The organism is Pontibacter indicus, from assembly GCF_900156345.1.
Classification (GTDB): Bacteria; Bacteroidota; Bacteroidia; order Cytophagales; family Hymenobacteraceae; genus Pontibacter; species Pontibacter indicus.
Genome location: NZ_FTPP01000001.1, coordinates 599,228 through 615,821 on the forward strand (window position 1 = coordinate 599,228; position 16,594 = coordinate 615,821).

Annotated in this window: 11 protein-coding genes and 1 pseudogene; 10 read left to right on the forward strand and 2 right to left on the reverse strand. The window is 52.2% G+C overall.

Annotation, left to right across the window (positions count from 1 at the left end; translation table 11 throughout):
• Nucleotides 1-77: 77 nt before the first annotated feature.
• Nucleotides 78-1,415, reverse strand: a complete 1,338-nt coding sequence (locus tag B0B12_RS02595; protein WP_076665934.1) for an MBL fold metallo-hydrolase — start codon at nt 1,413-1,415, stop codon at nt 78-80.
• Between the two features lie 532 nt (nt 1,416-1,947).
• Between B0B12_RS02595 and B0B12_RS02600 the strand changes: the two genes are divergently transcribed.
• The 9 genes and pseudogenes from B0B12_RS02600 (at nt 1,948) to B0B12_RS02640 (ending at nt 12,373) form a co-directional block, all read left to right on the forward strand.
• Complete coding sequence (locus B0B12_RS02600) at nt 1,948-2,310, forward strand: hypothetical protein (RefSeq protein ID WP_139337756.1); 363 nt, start codon at nt 1,948-1,950, stop codon at nt 2,308-2,310.
• Nucleotides 2,311-2,531: 221 nt separating this feature from the next.
• Nucleotides 2,532-3,620: an efflux RND transporter periplasmic adaptor subunit gene (locus tag B0B12_RS02605; RefSeq protein ID WP_076667613.1), complete on the forward strand. Its 1,089-nt coding sequence runs from the start codon at nt 2,532-2,534 to the stop codon at nt 3,618-3,620.
• A gap of 24 nt (nt 3,621-3,644) precedes the next feature.
• The gene (locus tag B0B12_RS02610; RefSeq protein WP_076665936.1) at nt 3,645-6,848 is read left to right on the forward strand and encodes an efflux RND transporter permease subunit; all 3,204 of its coding nucleotides are present in this window, start codon (nt 3,645-3,647) and stop codon (nt 6,846-6,848) included.
• Complete coding sequence (locus B0B12_RS02615; RefSeq protein WP_076665937.1) at nt 6,841-8,271, forward strand: TolC family protein; 1,431 nt, start codon at nt 6,841-6,843, stop codon at nt 8,269-8,271. The genes B0B12_RS02610 and B0B12_RS02615 overlap by 8 nt, the downstream gene beginning before the upstream one ends.
• 215 nt (nt 8,272-8,486) lie before the next feature.
• Entirely contained in the window at nt 8,487-8,957 is a 471-nt protein-coding gene (locus B0B12_RS02620) for a thioredoxin family protein (protein WP_076665938.1), read from the forward strand.
• A gap of 114 nt (nt 8,958-9,071) precedes the next feature.
• The gene (locus B0B12_RS02625; protein WP_342039358.1) at nt 9,072-10,034 is read left to right on the forward strand and encodes an FAD:protein FMN transferase; all 963 of its coding nucleotides are present in this window, start codon (nt 9,072-9,074) and stop codon (nt 10,032-10,034) included.
• Nucleotides 10,035-10,039: 5 nt separating this feature from the next.
• A pseudogene (locus tag B0B12_RS02630) lies at nt 10,040-10,266 on the forward strand (DUF4266 domain-containing protein).
• Complete coding sequence (locus B0B12_RS02635; protein ID WP_076665939.1) at nt 10,257-11,468, forward strand: DUF3570 domain-containing protein; 1,212 nt, start codon at nt 10,257-10,259, stop codon at nt 11,466-11,468. Before B0B12_RS02630 ends, B0B12_RS02635 begins: the two are co-directional and overlap by 10 nt.
• A 17-nt stretch (nt 11,469-11,485) precedes the next feature.
• Nucleotides 11,486-12,373: a phosphatase PAP2 family protein gene (locus B0B12_RS02640; protein WP_083704056.1), complete on the forward strand. Its 888-nt coding sequence runs from the start codon at nt 11,486-11,488 to the stop codon at nt 12,371-12,373.
• 15 nt (nt 12,374-12,388) lie between these two features.
• Here B0B12_RS02640 and B0B12_RS02645 read toward each other — a convergent pair whose 3' ends face one another.
• Complete coding sequence (locus B0B12_RS02645) at nt 12,389-15,055, reverse strand: cation-translocating P-type ATPase (protein ID WP_076665941.1); 2,667 nt, start codon at nt 15,053-15,055, stop codon at nt 12,389-12,391.
• Between the two features lie 462 nt (nt 15,056-15,517).
• On the opposite strand from B0B12_RS02645, the gene B0B12_RS02650 reads away from it, so the two are divergent.
• Nucleotides 15,518-16,582 (forward strand): NAD-dependent epimerase/dehydratase family protein, encoded by a 1,065-nt coding sequence (locus B0B12_RS02650; protein ID WP_076665942.1) that lies wholly within the window; start codon nt 15,518-15,520, stop codon nt 16,580-16,582.
• The last annotated feature ends 12 nt before the right edge of the window (nt 16,583-16,594 follow it).

The window sequence follows — 16,594 nt, forward strand, 5'->3', positions numbered from 1 at the left end:
GTATGGCAAGTTTAAAGCAAAAAACCAGTGCAGGCACTATGAGTACCCGCACTGGTCATAATTAATTTATAAAAGGCTTATTTAAAGTCGTTTACAGCTTCGCTCAGGTCAAGCACTTTAGTGTTTGGCAAGGCGGCCTCCACAATGCTGCTGCCTGCCGCCGAACGGTAGCCTGCCGCGCAGTGCACCACAACCGGTTTGTCGGTCGGAATTTCCCTGGCACGCTCACGCAACTCTGGCAGTGGAATGTTAATGGAGTTTGAAAAGAATTTGCCACCCTTTACTTCCGAGACATTGCGAACGTCCACAATGGTGAACTGGTCCTGGTTTTCTCTGAACTCCGCTACATTCATCTCGGCAGATTTTTCTTTGCCAGCCTCGGTCTGCACAAAGGCTCCTTCGATCAGCAATTCATAACCGATTTTAGAAGCTTTCTGGATCAGGTCATTCAGTTCGTCTTCAGTTTCAGCGATCAGGTAGTAGCGCTCGTTCGGACCGACAATGCTGCCCAGCCAGGTTTCGAACTTGCCACCGTTCTGGATGTTGATCGCACCTTCGAGGTGTCCTTTTTTGAAGACTTTCTCGCTGCGACTATCCACGATCAGAGCACCACCGCTCGGCTTATGGTTTTTCTCCAGTCTCTTCACTTTGTCCAGGCTTGGCTGGTAAGACGGAGCGCCTTGCTTGTTCAGTCCCACATCGTAGCCGAAGTATTTAGGTATAAACGGCTGGTCTTCGGTGAGCACTTTCACAAATTGATCTTCGCTCATGTCCTGCAGCGCGTAGTTGCTTCTTTTCTCGGCCCCGATGGTGCTGCTGTTGGCGCTACTTAAACCTTTACCGCAAAGCGAACCGGCCCCGTGCGCCGGGTATACCAACACAGCGTCGTCCAGCTTCATCAGCTTTCCGCGGGTGCTGTGGTACATCTGGCGGGCGAGTTCCTCGCGTTTGGCCGTCACATTGCCGGCACTCTCCCGTAGGTCCGGACGACCCACGTCACCGATGAAGAGCGTATCGCCTGTAAATACCGCTATGTCTTTGCCTTCTTGCTCCAGCACAACGCTGATGCTATCCGGCGAATGGCCCGGTGTGTGCAACGACTTCAGTTTTATCTCACCGATCTCCAGCACATCGCCTTCGTCGAAAGCAGTATGCGGATAATCTGCGCCTACCAGGCTGTGGGCATAAATAGTCGCACCTGTTTTTTCGTGAATCTCCAAATGCGAACTCACAAAGTCAGCGTGCGGGTGTGTTTCGATCACCCCAACGATTTTGGCATTATGCTGCTCGGCATAATCGTAGTAAGGCTGCGGATCACGCGCCGGATCAACCAACACAATTTCACCTGTTTTTTCATTTAGGATGGCATACGCGTAATGCGCTAAGCCTTTGTCTACGAACTGTTCTATTTTCATGGGTTTTGGGTTTTACTTTTTATGTTTTCAGAAACCTGAGATGCATTTCTGATTTCTGATACAAAATTAAAGTATACGTTGCCGGCACACAGTGATGTAAGTCACAAAGCGTTAATCACGGGTAAAATGTTCTTATTTTGAGCTCGTTATACCTTGAAAGTCAGCTGAGATACAAAATTGAGGTTGTGAAAATGAGTGTTGTTTATATGTCCTTCAACGGGATGGAGATATCAGGGCAAGCTCCGACTACATAAAGCAGGAGGAAGACTCAACCATCGAGTACTGGTTTAGCCGGGCGGTATACCTGCTTTTACCTGTGGAGCTATTCGTTCGTTACAGAGTCGCTGCATCATGACTTAAATTCATTAACGATACAAAAATCGACCTCACGCGCAGCTTCTTTAGTGACTATAATTACAAAGTCGGAGTGTACCTGAAATTTTTTGCATTAATTTTATTGTCGGGGTATGTATTTGATTCCAACAATTCCATATACCTTTGCGGCTGTCCACTCACTGATTAGACTCCTTTTGTGAAAAGAATTCTGTTGCTTCTGCTTATTAGCTTTACCTGCCTGAATCTATCAGGTGGTTATGCTATTGCTGCGGCGGTCATCAATTCATCAAATGTCACCGATGGCACAGTGCCTGACCATGCCGGTCAGCAGGTGCTGAAGAAATCTTCTCTTGAGGTACAGGTACTGCAGGTAAACAAAGAGCACGAGGAGGATGATGTACCGCCCCTTTACTTGTCGCTTTTAGACGGCAGTTCCCTTTTCTATACCTACCAGCCTGATTTTGAGCTGGTTAACAAGCATTTTCTAGTGCATTACGGCGCAGCCATCAAAGACAGGCTGCCTGCTGTCTACCTCCTGCACTCCGTATTCCGATTATAAGCCCTTTTCCTTTCCGGTAGGCTGCCTTCTCCATGTGCAGCAATTGCTCTATGTTTTGCCGTTTCCTGGCTTGTAGAGCCATACTACCTATCCCCAACTTTTTATTTCTGCCGCATCCCATAGCCCAGGCTATGCAGGTGTTGCTGTGTATCTGTTTGATACATACCTATTAGATTATTCCATCCATCAATAGCTATTTAGTCAATAACATCATGAAAATCATGAAGAGCTTTCTCATGCTTATGGGATCGTGTGCCTTGCTGTGCCAATCCGGTTGTACAGACTCAAAAGGAGAAAAAGTAGAAGAAGCCCATACCAAGTACCTGGTCACAAGCCCGATGAAAATGGACACGACCATCACCGAAGACTATGTTAGCCAGGTGCATGCGATTCGCCACATCGAACTCAGGGCTCAGGAAAGAGGCTACCTGCAGAAGATCTATGTAGACGAAGGGCAGCTGGTGAAAAAAGGGCAGCTCCTGTTCAAGATCATGCCGAATCTGTACGAGGCGGAGCTGCTGAAAGCACAATCCGAAGCCAGTTTCGCCCGAATAGAGTACGAGAACACCAAAAAACTGGCAGACGGCAACATTGTGTCGCCCAACGAACTGGCAATGGCCAAAGCCAAATGGGACAAGGCCAAGGCTGATGTTGCCCTGGCACAGGCACACCTGCAGTTTACCGAAATCAGAGCTCCTTTTGATGGTATCGTTGACCGTTTCCATGTAAGAGAGGGGAGCCTGCTGGAAGAGGGAGAATTGCTTTCTTCGCTGTCAGATAACAGCAAAATGTGGGTATACTACAACGTGCCCGAAGCTGAGTACCTGGATTATAAAACCAAAACGGAGCAGGGTCAGGCTGCTAACGTGAGCTTGCTGATGGCCAACAACCAGCTCTTCGCCCACCAGGGTGTGGTCGAGACCATTCAGGCCGATTTTAACCATGAAACGGGCAACATTGCCTTTCGGGCTACTTTCCCGAACCCCGAGGGCCTGCTCCGACACGGCGAAACAGGCAATATCCGCATGGCGATCCCGCTCCAAGATGTGCTGCTGATTCCGCAGAAAGCCACTTACGAAGTACTGGACAAGAAATATGTTTATGTACTGGACAAGGACAATGTGTTGCGCTCCCGCGAAATCACGATTGAGGCCGAAATACCGCACATCTACGTGGTACAGAAGGGCCTGCAGGAAAATGACAAGATCCTGCTGGAAGGCCTGCGTCTGGTGCGCGAGAACGAAAAGATCAACTCCCAATTCGTAGCGCCTGCTACCGTGCTCACACAGTTAGACCTGTATGCCGAGTAGCCAGGTAATTTAAAAGCCAAAAACATGTTTAGTAAATTCATACACAGGCCCGTATTCGCGATTGTGATATCGGTCATGATCGTTTTTGTGGGCACGCTGGCCATTAAAAAGCTGCCTATTTCCCAGTTCCCCGACATTGCACCTACTACGGTCAATATCTTTATCGCCTACCCGGGTTCCAGTGCCGATGTGCTGGTAAACTCGACCCTGATTACGCTCGAACAGGCCATCAACGGGGTGGAGGGCATGCGCTACATCGCTACCGATGCCACCAGTGCGGGAGAGGCCACACTACGCATCATTTTTGAGCCAGGCACTGACCCCAATGATGCCGTGGTGCGGGTAAAGACCCGAGTAGACCAGGTGATGCCGCTCTTGCCAGAACTGGTACAGCGCGAAGGGGTGGTGATTACGCCCGTGCAGCCGAGTATGCTGATGTACGTGAACCTCTACTCCAAAAATGAGAGCATGGACGAGAAGTTCCTCTTCAACTATGCCACTGTGAAGATGATCCCGGAAATACAGCGCATCAAAGGCGTGGCGCGGGCACAGATTTTGGGTAGCCGCCGCTATGCCATGCGTATCTGGCTCAATCCTGACCGCATGCGCGCCTACAACATTTCGTCAGATGAGGTGATGAAGGCATTGGAGGAGCAGAGTATCATCGGTCGTCCGGGTCGTTTAGGCCAAAGTTCAGGTATAGCAGCGCAGTCGCTGGAGTATGTGCTCACCTACAAAGGCAGGTATAACAAACCAGAGGAATACGAGGGCATCATTGTGCGGGCCAACGCCGAGGGCGAGATCATCCATCTGAAGGACATTGCCACAGTTGAGCTGGGCAGCGAATTCTTCGACATTTACTCGAACCTGGACGGACGCCCGTCGGCGGCGATCGTGCTAAAGCAGAACTACGGGAGCAACGCCAGCGACGTGATTGCCGACGTGAAGTCACAGTTGGAGGAAATGCGTCCCTACTTCCCGCCAGGTATGGACTATAAGATCAGCTACGACGTGTCGCAGTTTCTCGATGCATCTATCGAACAGGTGATCCATACCTTGCGCGACGCCTTTATCCTGGTGGCCATTGTGGTGTTCATCTTCCTGGGCGACTGGCGCTCGACGCTAATCCCGATTCTGGCCGTGCCTGTGTCGCTGGTGGGCGCCTTTTTTGTGATTCAGTTCTTTGGGCTGTCTATCAACCTAGTGACACTCTTTGCATTGGTACTGGCAATTGGTATAGTGGTCGACGACGCGATTGTGGTGGTGGAGGCCGTTCATGCCAAAATGGAGGAAGAGCCGCACCTGTCGCCATACAACGCCGTGAAAAAAGTGCTGGGTGAGATCAGTGGGGCTATTATCGCGATCACGGCCGTGATGGTGGCAGTGTTCCTGCCAATCTCGTTCATGTCGGGTCCGGTGGGTACTTTTTACCGCCAGTTCTCCATCACCATGGCGAGTTCTATTGTGATTTCGGCGCTGGTGGCCCTTACCCTCACGCCTGTGTTGTGCGCCATGTTGCTCAAGAACCACCACGGCCATCAGAAGAAGCAAAACATCCTTACCAGGTCGCTCGATAGCTTTAACCGTGGGTTTGATAAACTGACGGGCAAGTATGTGGGTTTGCTGCGGCACATGGTGAGCCGCAAATGGCTGACTTTTGCGATCCTACTGGCATTTGGCGCTGCCATTTTCGTGCAGAACCAGGTGCTGCCGTCCGGTTTTATCCCGAACGAAGACCAGGGAACCATCTACGCCATCATCCAGACGCCTCCAGGCTCTACCCTGGAGAAAACCAACGAGGTGTCGCAGCGGCTGCAGAAGATATGCGAAGAGATAGATGGCGTGGAGTCGGTGTCCTCGCTGGCGGGTTACGAGATCATGACCGAGGGCAGGGGCTCGAACGCAGGTACCTGTCTGATCAACCTGAAGCGCTGGTCAGAACGTCACCACAACGTGAAGGAGATCATGGAAGAGCTGGAGGAAAAATCGCATGGCCTAGGTGCTGTGGTGGAGTTCTTCGAGCCACCGGCAATCCCTGGTTTCGGTTCGTCGGGCGGTTTCTCCATGCGCTTGCTCGACAAAAACTCCGAGACCGATTACCACGAGTTCGACAAGGTGAACCAGGAGTTCATGGACAACCTGCGCAAGCGAAAGGAGCTGACAGGTCTGTTCACATTCTTTGCGGCCAACTATCCGCAGTACGAACTGCAGATTGACAACAAGCTGGCCATGCAAAAGGGCGTGTCGATTGAGACGGCCATGGAGAACCTGAACATTCTGATCGGCAGTACTTACGAGCAGGGCTTTATCAAATTCAACCAGTTCTTTAAGGTATACGTGCAGTCCGATCCTCAATTCAGAAGACTACCTTCAGATGTGATGAAGCTTTACGTTCGCAACGACCAGGGCGAGATGGTACCGTACTCGGCTTTCATGAAGCTGAAGAAAACACAGGGGCCGAATGAGGTCATGCGATTCAACCTCTACAACTCTTCCGCCATCCAAGGGCTTCCAGCCAAAGGTTATACCACGGCCGATGCCATTCAGGCGGTGCAGGAAGTAGCTAAAGAGACCCTGCCAAATGGCTACGATATTGCCTGGGAAGGCCTGTCGTACGACGAGGCGAGCAAGGGTAACGAGGCGCTTTACGTGTTCCTGATCGTGGTGGTGTTCGTGTACTTCGTCCTGGCGGCCCAGTACGAGAGCTTTATCATTCCGCTGGCAGTCGTGTTCTCCCTGCCTGTCGGGGTATTCGGTTCGTTTCTGGTACTGCAGCTGATGGGACTCGAAAACAACATCTACGCCCAGGTGGGGCTGATCATGCTGATCGGTCTGCTCGGTAAGAACGCCGTGCTGATCGTAGAGTTTGCCGTGCAGAAGCGGCAGGAGGGAGCCACTATTTTTGATGCTGCCATCGAAGGGGCCAAGGTGCGTTTCCGCCCGATCCTGATGACGTCCTTTGCCTTTATCGCAGGTCTGATTCCGCTGATCATCGCGACGGGCGCGGGTGCCATCGGTAACCGCACTATAGGGGCTTCTGCGCTCGGAGGTATGCTGTTCGGTACCATCTTCGGTGTCATCATTGTGCCTGGTCTGTACTACATATTCGCGCACCTGGCCGACGGTCGTCACCTGATCAGGCATGAACACGAAACGCCTTTGACAGAAGGGCTCGGGGTCATGGAAGAGAAAGAACTTTTAACCGAAGAAGTTGAGTACAATGCTTAAGAAAATCATCTATAAAGGCTTGGGGGTGGCCTGTCTGGCCTTGAGCCTGACGGCCTGTGTGACCCCATCGGCCATTCAAAAAACAGAGAACAGATCGGTGCCTGCTAGTTACGTAAACTCGCAGGATACCACTAACACAGGCACAGCGGGCTGGCGAAGTTATTTCGCCGACCCTAACCTGGCCGCCCTGATCGACACAGCCCTGCAGCGCAACCAGGAGCTAAACATCACGCTGCAGGAAATCGAGATTTCGAAAAACGAGGTGCGGACCCGCAAAGGAGAATATTTGCCAAGTGTAGGTATACGGACAGGCGCCGGGGTGGACAAAGTAGGCCGCTTTACCAACATTGGCGCCATGGTGGCCAACACCAACATCGAAGGCGACAGGGCCATGCCGGAGCCCGTACCCGATTTCCTGGTAGGCGCCTTTGCTTCCTGGGAGGTAGACGTGTGGCACAAGCTGCGCAACGCCAAGAAAGCTGCGGTGTACCGCTACCTGTCTTCGGTGGAAGGACGGAACTTCATGGTCACGAACCTGATCTCTGAGATAGCCGATGGCTACTACGAATTACTGGCACTCGACAGTGAACTGGCAATCGTGCAGCAGAACATTGACCTGCAGCAAAATGCTTTGCGCATTGTGAAAGTGCAGAAAGAAGCCACCCGTGTGACCGAACTGGCCGTGCGCAGGTTTGAGGCGCAGTTGCTGCATACGCAGCGGTTGCAGTACGACATTCAGCAGCAGATCGTCGAGACCGAAAACCACCTCAACTTTCTGGTCGGCAGGTTTCCGCAACCGATCGTTCGCAACGAGGGTGCCTTTGAGCAACTGACACCCGCCAAGGTGCAGGCAGGTATACCCACCCAACTGCTGGCCAATCGCCCAGATATCAAGCAGGCGGAGCTGGAGTTGGCAGCTGCCAAACTGGACGTAAAAGTGGCCAAAGCGATGTTTTATCCATCAGTAGGCATCACAGCAGGTATAGGCTACCAGGCCTTTAACCCGAGTTTTCTGCTTAATCCTGAGTCCCTGCTCTATACCCTGGCAGGTGATCTGGCGGCTCCCTTGGTCAACCGAAATGCACTGAAGGCCAGCTATTACAGCGCCAATGCCAAGCAGCTGCAGGCGGTGTTCAACTACGAGCGAACGATCCTGAACGCCTACATCGAAGTAGTGAACCAGGTGTCCAAGATCGATAACCTGGAGAAAAGCTACGACCTGAAAGCCAGGGAAGTGGCGGCGCTCAACCAGTCGGTTTCGATTTCGAAAGATCTCTTCTCTTCCGCCAGGGCCGATTACATGGAAGTGCTCCTGACACAGCGGGAAGCGTTGGAAGCTAAGTTTGAGCTGATTGAAACGAAAAAAGAACAGCTAAACGCCAGAGTGCAGGTATACCGGGCACTTGGTGGCGGCTGGCAGTAAGAAACTGGTGCTGTGTAGGCAGCGTTAGACGGAATGTGATGTGCCTGAAAAAAAATATATTTCACGTACAACTGCAAGTTATTTCGAGTCGTTTATAACATACACAGCACCAGATACTTCATTTGAACAGAGAAAATTACACACTGATTTTTTTGCAGTGATATTCTTCCCGCAAGGGCGGATAAAACTATTGTCTGATACATTATCTGGTGATCATGAAGCATCTATTTTCAGCGGTCCTACTCTGGGCCTTTCTGTTGGCTGGCTTTGCGGCCAATGCACAAACTTCTCAACACAAAACCACCTGGCAGCACAGCTACGAGGCAGCCGCTAAGCAAGCCGCGGCAGAGCACAAACCTATCCTGATGGTGTTTGCTGGCTCCGACTGGTGCAAGCCCTGCATCATGCTGCGCAAGGAGGTATGGGACTCACCCGAGTTTCAGAACTATGCCAATGACCATTTCGTGTTGCTGGAACTTGACTTTCCTCGCTTCAAAAAGAACCAACTCCCCGTAGACCAGAAGAAGTACAACGAGCAACTGGCTGAGAAATATAACCAGGAGGGATTGTTTCCCCTCCTTGTCCTGACCGATGAACAGGGCAAGGTACTGGGCAAAACGGGCTACCAGGCGGGCGGCCCCGAGAAGTACATTGCCCACCTGGAGCATCTCCTGCAGCAGAAGTAATTAAGTTCTCTAGCAATGTACAAACTACTGTATACCTTACTGGCCAGTATGCTCCTGATTCAGGGCGCGGCAGTGGCCCAGACTCCCCAACAGGCGCTGAAAACGTAGAAAAAAGTGCTCTTGCTGATGGGTACCCGCTTCGAGTTGGTGGCGGTGTCGGAGGACGAGCAGCTGGCCGACAAGGCCATTGAGGCAGGTATACTAGAAATCCAGCGAATAGAGGCGCTAATTTCCGAGTGGCAACCAACTTCCCAAACCAGCGCCATCAACCGCAGTGCAGGCGGCATGCCTGTGTCTGTGGACGAAGAGCTGTACGAGCTCATCCGCCGCAGTCTGCGCATATCAGAACTCACGGGCGGCGCTTTCGACATAAGCTGGGCGGCGGCAGACAAAGTATGGAAGTTCGATGGATCCATGAAAACGATGCCCGATTCCCAGGCGGTGGCCAATTCCATCCGCCACATCGGCTACCAGAAAATCCAGCTTATACCTGAAACGCACAGTGTATACCTGCAGGAACAGGGTATGAAGATCGGTTTCGGCGCAATCGGCAAAGGCTATGCCGCCAACAAGGCCCGCGATGTGATGCGTAATATGGGCATCAAGAGCGGTGTGGTGAACGCCGCGGGTGACCTAATTACCTGGGGTAAACAGGCTGACGGGCAACCTTGGTACATCGGCATTGCCGACCCTGCCGAGAAAGACAAGGTGTTCTCCTGGCTCACTGCCGACCACACCGCCATTGTGACCTCAGGCAGCTACGAGAAGTTCGCCGAAATTGACGGCAAGCGTTATGCCCACATCATCGACCCCCGCACGGGCTATCCTGTTACAGGCCTGAAGAGTGTGACCATCATTTGTCCCGATGCCGAACTGGCGGATGCCCTGGCCACGGCCACCATGGTGCTGGGCCGTGAGGAGGGGCTCTACCTGATCAACCAGCTAAAAGGCGTGGAGTGCCTGATGATCACCGACCAGGATGAAATGGTGACCTCCGACAACCTGCACCTGCACTACTACAAGAACAAGCCGCAGCCGGCCAAGGCGGCTATACCTGCCAAAACCTCTAAAATGTGATCGGGATGAAGAACATGAAAATCACTTTGCGATTGGCGCCTGCACTGCTGTTGCTGTCTTTGCTGAGCAGCTGCGAGGTGGTGAAGCCTTACCAGAAAACCCTGCTGAACGAGGAAGAGATGAAGCTGAGCGCCCGCAAACTGGAGCGCTTCGAAACGAACTTTCAATCTTACCGCGAAGGTGCCTCAGGTGCGAACGGAGGTAAAGTAGGAGGGGGTGCGGATGCAACTAAGGTATATCGGCTTGCTCGTGGCCTGTACCATGGCCACCTCGGCCTTTGCGCAAACTACCAGCACGACTGCCCCTGCACGACGTGTACGAAGACTCGAACCAGCCGAGGTGAACATCCTGGGCAGTTACTACAGTCAGGACGGCACCCACTCGCCTGTGACGGGGGGCATTGGCACCGAGCAGCTCACCGACGTGACGCCGACCGTGATCGTGAATGTGCCGCTCGATACGGTCACCAACCTGAACATCAGCTTCGGGATGGACTTCTACTCCTCGGCCTCTACCGACAACATCGACTATAACGTGTCGTCGGCCTCGAGTTCGGACATGCGCACGCATCTGAACATCGGCTTGAGCCGCCGAAACTACCTGTCCCGCTCCACCAGAAGCCTGTTTGTGGGCGGCTCTACCGAGTACGATTATCAATCAGTGTCGGTAGGCGCGGGCTGGGCGCAGGAGTCGCGGGACGGCAACCGAGAACTCAGCCTGATGGGCATGATTTACTATGATACCTGGACGCTGATTTACCCGGAAGAGCTTCGTAATGGCAAGAGTTTGGTGAGCACCAACAAGCGGCAGTCCTATAATCTGTCGGCCACCTTGTCGCAGGTAATCAACCAGAAGATGCAGGCCTCGCTGAGTGCTGATATCGTGTACCAGTCGGGTTTGTTGTCCACACCATTTCACCGTGTATACTTTCAGGAACAGGCGCAGGCACAGGTGGAGCAATTGCCAGACCAGCGGTTGAAGTACCCAATCGGGCTGCGGGTGAACTATTATGTGAACGACTTTGTGACGTCACGATTTTTCTACCGTTTCTACAGCGATAATTGGGGCATCACGGCTAATACCATTGAGCTGGAGACACCCATCAAGTTCGGGCCTTTCTTTTCATTCTATCCGTTTTACCGTTTCCATACCCAAACGGCTGCCAGCTACTTTGCCCCCTACAAAGCGCACAGTTTGAGCCAAGAGTTTTATACCTCCGACTACGACCTCTCTGGCTTCACCAGTCATAAGGCAGGTCTGGGGCTGCGCTATTCGCCACTGTCAGGTATAGGGAAGTTTGGCCTGCCCTTCGGCAAAAACAAAACATCCCTGAAAGGAATAGAGCTACGGGGCGCCAATTACTGGCGCAGCGATGGGCTGAAGGCTTTTATCATCAGCACGGATCTGAACTTCACGTTGCCTTCCAGAAAATAGGGTGAAATGGCTAAGTTATGGCGAATCCCAAAAATACAGTTTTTCGCAATCGCGTTAGATTATTGCTGCTGGGAATGATTTTATTAGGCTACCAAAGGGTAGAGGCTCAAAATCTACCGGTTCAGCCAGATTCATTAGCTGATAAGGACTTTCTCAAAACTGAGCATGTACCTCAAGGCATTGATATACTTGCAACCCCAAAAAGGACAGGGCTGTCACCTTTGGCCAAAGGCGCAGCAATATTGGTAGCTGGCACGGGTATCTGGACAGCTACGTTTGCGCTGGCAGATGAACCTTTACAGCAGTATACACAACGTCATCGCAGCACTGCTGCAGACAAGATATCCGATGTGGTGCAACCGCTCGGACGCCAAGGTTTCATGGTGCCAGTCGCTGGAGTAGCTTTTGCAGGAGGTTTACTGTTGAAAGACTCCCAACTTCAGAAGGCAGGCTTTGTTTCCATGGGGAGTATACTGATCAGTTCGGGTTTGACGAGTATGCTGAAAAACCAGATTCACAGACATAGGCCGAGTGCCACCACTGAGAATCATATTTTTGACTGGGCGATCAGTACTTCAGACAATACCTCGCTGCCTTCTGCTCATACGGCAACAGCATTTGCGGTGGCAACTTCTGTGGCGACTGTATATGGCTACGAGAACAGGTATGTGCCACCCATTGCCTATGGTATTGCCACACTAGTGGGCTTGTCTCGCGTAAATGATAATGCCCATTGGGCCACAGATGTAATGGCTGGTGCAGTGGTAGGGTATATTTCTGCCAAAGGAACAATCTATCTATACGATATGGTAAATCAGAAACTTAAAATTCGGAAACAACGGCTCTTGATCAATCCGCAGCTAGGCACGCAGTCAGGGGGCCTGAGCGCGACTTTGGTTTTCTAGCAAGCGCAGTTAGGATTATTGATCCACTATTTTCCTCCTCCAAACCCTTAGGTATATTTTACCCAGTTCATTGACCAGTAACGGAACCAAACCTAAAAACAAGACCATAAACCAGCCGTTCTTATCCAGCATTTTCAGATTAAAGGCTTCCCGCATAAACGGAATAGCAATCACCACCAGTTGCAGCGCCAAACCCAGCACAATGGCGCCAATCAGGTATTTATTCGTGAAAACACCCACCTGGAAGATGGATTTCGTTGGATGTCGCATGGCCAGGGCATAAAATAGCTGGCAGGCCACCAGTGTCATAAAGGCCAGGGTTCGGGCATTCTCCAGTGTGGCAAAAGGCACGTTATCGTCGAATGGACTGTAGCCGTGCTCGTAGTAACCGAACCAGAAGGCAAAGATCGTCAGTAGGCCTATCAGGAAACCGCCACCCAGCACGCGCCAGCCCGCAATGCCGGCAAAGAAGCTTTCGTTCGGGTCACGCGGCTTTTCCCGCATCACGTCAGGGTCTCCGGGGTCCATCCCCAGCGCAACTGCCGGCATGGAGTCGGTGAGGAGGTTGATCCAAAGCAGCTGCGTCGCAATCAGGGGCGCCTCCCAACCGATTATCAGCGTAATGAACATGGTCACCACCTCGCCGAGGTTACAGGTCAGCAAAAAGAGAACGGCTTTGCGGATGTTGTTATAAATGTTCCGCCCCTGTTCGATGGCCGAAACGATGGTGGCAAAATTATCGTCTGTCAGGATCATGTCCGAAGCGCCTTTGGCCACGTCCGTACCTGCAATGCCCATGGCCACGCCAATGTCTGCGGCCTGGAGCGAGGGGGCATCGTTCACGCCGTCGCCCGTCATCGAGACCACATTGCCCTGGGCCTTGAGGGCGCGCACAATGCATACCTTGTGCTCCGGCGAAACGCGGGCGAAAATGCGGTAATTGCGCACCTTTTCATTGAAGGTATGCTCGCCTAAGTCATCTATTTCCTGTCCCGTAATGGCCTGATCCAGGCATTCGGCTATACCTAGCTGGTGTGCGATGGCGTAGGCTGTGATCTTGTGGTCGCCCGTGATCATGATCGTCCGGATACCGGCTTCTTTTGCTTTTCTGACCGATCCTTTCACCTCGGTTCGCGGCGGGTCCATCATGCCGACAAGCCCCAGCAGAATCAGCTCCCGTTCCATTTCCTCGGCACAAATTACCTTTTCGACCGGCTTATAGGCGACGCCCAGCGTGCGGAGCGCCTGTTCTGACATGCGAGCGGTCGCCGCCTGCACCTGCTGGCGGTGCTGCTCGGAAATGGGCACTACCTGGCCTTTTTCCTGCACATGGGTGGCGAGTTTTAGAAGGTTGTCGATGGCGCCTTTTGTGTAGACGGTATACCTGCCGTTTTCTTCGTGCAGGGTCGACATCAGCTTGCGGTTCGAGTCAAACGAAAACTCGTCTATGCGTTTACTTTCCCTGTTCAAGGCCTCACGGTCTAAGCCCAGGTCGTCTCCCAGCATCAGCAGCGCGATTTCGGTCGGGTCGCCGGTTCCTTCACCGTTGGCGTACGTAGCGTCGGAGCAGAGCACCATGGCTTTGGCCAGTAGGCGGGCATCTTCGGATGGGATGTTTCCTTTTCCGGGCTTCACCGTCGCTTCCCCCTCCATGTTGAAGTATTTGAGCACGGTCATCTTGTTCTGCGTCAGGGTGCCAGTTTTGTCGGAGCAGATGATGTTGACGGAGCCCAGCGTTTCGACGGCCGGCAGACGCCGGATGATGGCATTGCGTTTGGACATGCTCGTAACGCCGATCGAAAGCACAATAGCCACGATGGCGGCCAGCCCTTCAGGTATAGAGGCCACCGCCAGCGAGACCGATATAAGAAACATCTCCGCCAGGTCTCTGCCCTGCAGCAAGGCCACCCCGAAGATCAGCACGCAGATGCCGATGGCAAATTTGCCAAGCGACTTGCCGAGTCTGTTCAGCCTGATTTCAAGTGGGGTTTTGATCTGCTCCTCGGTATTGATGATGCGGGCTATTTTGCCCACCTCGGTGTGCATGCCCGTGCCCACGGTTACCCCAAGGCCCCTTCCTGCCGTGACCAGCGTGGACATAAAGGCTGCATTGTCGCGGTCGCCGAGGGGCGTGTTGGGTACTTTTAAGGTAATGGAAGCGTCTTTAGGAGTGGGGACGGACTCGCCGGTCAGGGCCGATTCCTCTATTTGCAGATGAGCAGACTCAAGCAGGCGCAAATCTGCAGCCACATACCTGCCCGCGTCCAGTACCAGGATGTCGCCGGGCACGACAGTTTCGGAGTCCACTTCCTGCACAACCCCATCGCGGCGAACGAGGGCCTTGGGCGAGGCCATTTTCTGCAGCGCCTCAATGGCATTGCCCGCCCGCACTTCCTGTACCACACCCAATACTGCGTTCAGCACAATGACGGCTATGATGATGATGGCGTCGATGTACTCGCCCATGATGAGCGTAATAACGACCGCTGCGAACAGCACATAAATGAGCCAGTCCTGCAGTTGCGCCAGAAACAGCTGAAAGACGCTCTTTTTCTTTCTCGCCTTCAGCTTGTTGGGTCCATACTTTTTCAAGCGGGCTTGCGCTTCGGCTTCTGTAAGTCCCCGGGAGGGGTCTACTTCCAGTTCATATAGAACAGCTTCTTTTGATTTGGAGAACCACATGTAGTTCCAGCATTAGGTTACATCAAAAAAACTACGCCACAGACCGTAATCAGACGGAGCAGGCTTATGCGCTTTGGTGAAATTCTGCCCCGAATCTTGCCACAAGGTATCCCAACAGAAGTAATACAATTAGCCAGGATATTTCGGACCGGGCTTATACCTGACGATGTATTTCTTTCCTTTATCGGAAGAAAGCAACTTGATCCGCAACCTCATGCTTCCCAAAATAAAAGCTTTCAAAATTTGCTGGGTATGCGACCTTTCCTAAGCCTATACCTTAAACCCTGTTCAAGTTAATCAAAACCAGAAATTTTACCTTCAATTAGTAGTGGTCTATAGTTTTTAAAAGAAAAACATTTAAAGATATTTTTGTGTTTGATTGTTGTATTTTATCTGCTTACGTATTTAATGTTTCAAGTATAGTTTTTTGAGGAGGGCATCTAAGTTCGGCTCTAGACGACTATGAAGAAGAAGCAAAAAGTCTTGGTAACAGGAAGTGCAGGTTTCATCGGTCACCATGTGGTCATGGCCTTGCAGGAAGCGCAATCCGAGGTGGTGGGGCTCGACATCATCAACGATTATTACGACCCGATTCTGAAGTATAACCGACTGAATGAGCAGGGATTCGACAAGTCGCTGATCGAATACGGAACTTGCATCAGCAGTGCCAAAACCCCTTCGTGCCAATTCGTGCTGCTCGATCTGACAGATAAGGTTGCGTTGGAGAAGCTCTTTCAAGAACAGCAGTTCGACTTGGTGGTGCACCTCGCGGCGCAGGCCGGTGTGCTCTATAGCCTGGAGAACCCGATGGCTTATGTGGAGAGTAATTTGGTAGGCTTTTCCAATATGCTGGAAGCGTGCCGGCAGCATCCTGTCAAGCATTTTCTGTTTGCCTCTTCCAGCTCGGTGTATGGCCAGAATGTGGAAATTCCTTTCGCCACGCACCACAGAACAGACCACCCGATTTCGTTTTATGCCGCCACCAAAAAGGCGAATGAAGTGATGGCTCACAGCTATGCCCATTTGTACGGCATCCCGACCACCGGCATGCGTTTTTTCACGGTGTATGGGCCGTGGGGCAGACCCGATATGGCCTGTTACCAGTTTGCCCGATGCATTGCCGAGGGGCACACCATCCGGCTTTACAACCAGGGTAACATGTGGCGCGATTTCACTTACATAGACGATGTGGTGGCCGCCGTGATGAAACTGCTGACACGTGCGCCAAAAATCACCAAGAAGAAACGTGCTACAGAAGCACCTTTTCGCCTGTACAACATCGGCAACAACCAGCCCGTGCAGCTGCTCGAGATGGTGGCTTTGCTGGAGCGCGGTCTGCGTAAAAAAGCCAACATCGATCTGCTGCCCATGCAACCCGGGGATGTGCCCGTGACCTATGCCGATGTGGAGTCGTTGGTGACGGCTACCGGCTACAGGCCCCGCACTACGCTGGAGGTAGGTATAGGCAAGTTCCTGTACTGGTTCGAGGCCTACTACACTGCATTGCCCATTGAAAAAGCTGCATAAAAATGATAAAGG

What these genes read in the sequence shown, in the direction of transcription:
- B0B12_RS02615 (WP_076665937.1), top strand. Translation starts at nt 6,841, where the DNA reads ATGCTTAAGAAAATCATCTATAAAGGCTTGGGGGTGGCCTGTCTGGCC.
- B0B12_RS02605 (WP_076667613.1), top strand. Translation starts at nt 2,532, where the DNA reads ATGAAGAGCTTTCTCATGCTTATGGGATCGTGTGCCTTGCTGTGCCAA.
- B0B12_RS02620 (WP_076665938.1), top strand. Translation starts at nt 8,487, where the DNA reads ATGAAGCATCTATTTTCAGCGGTCCTACTCTGGGCCTTTCTGTTGGCT.
- B0B12_RS02650 (WP_076665942.1), top strand. Translation starts at nt 15,518, where the DNA reads ATGAAGAAGAAGCAAAAAGTCTTGGTAACAGGAAGTGCAGGTTTCATC.
- B0B12_RS02610 (WP_076665936.1), top strand. Translation starts at nt 3,645, where the DNA reads ATGTTTAGTAAATTCATACACAGGCCCGTATTCGCGATTGTGATATCG.
- B0B12_RS02645 (WP_076665941.1), bottom strand. Translation starts at nt 15,055, where the DNA reads ATGTGGTTCTCCAAATCAAAAGAAGCTGTTCTATATGAACTGGAAGTA.
- B0B12_RS02635 (WP_076665939.1), top strand. Translation starts at nt 10,257, where the DNA reads ATGCAACTAAGGTATATCGGCTTGCTCGTGGCCTGTACCATGGCCACC.
- B0B12_RS02595 (WP_076665934.1), bottom strand. Translation starts at nt 1,415, where the DNA reads ATGAAAATAGAACAGTTCGTAGACAAAGGCTTAGCGCATTACGCGTAT.
- B0B12_RS02640 (WP_083704056.1), top strand. Translation starts at nt 11,486, where the DNA reads ATGGCGAATCCCAAAAATACAGTTTTTCGCAATCGCGTTAGATTATTG.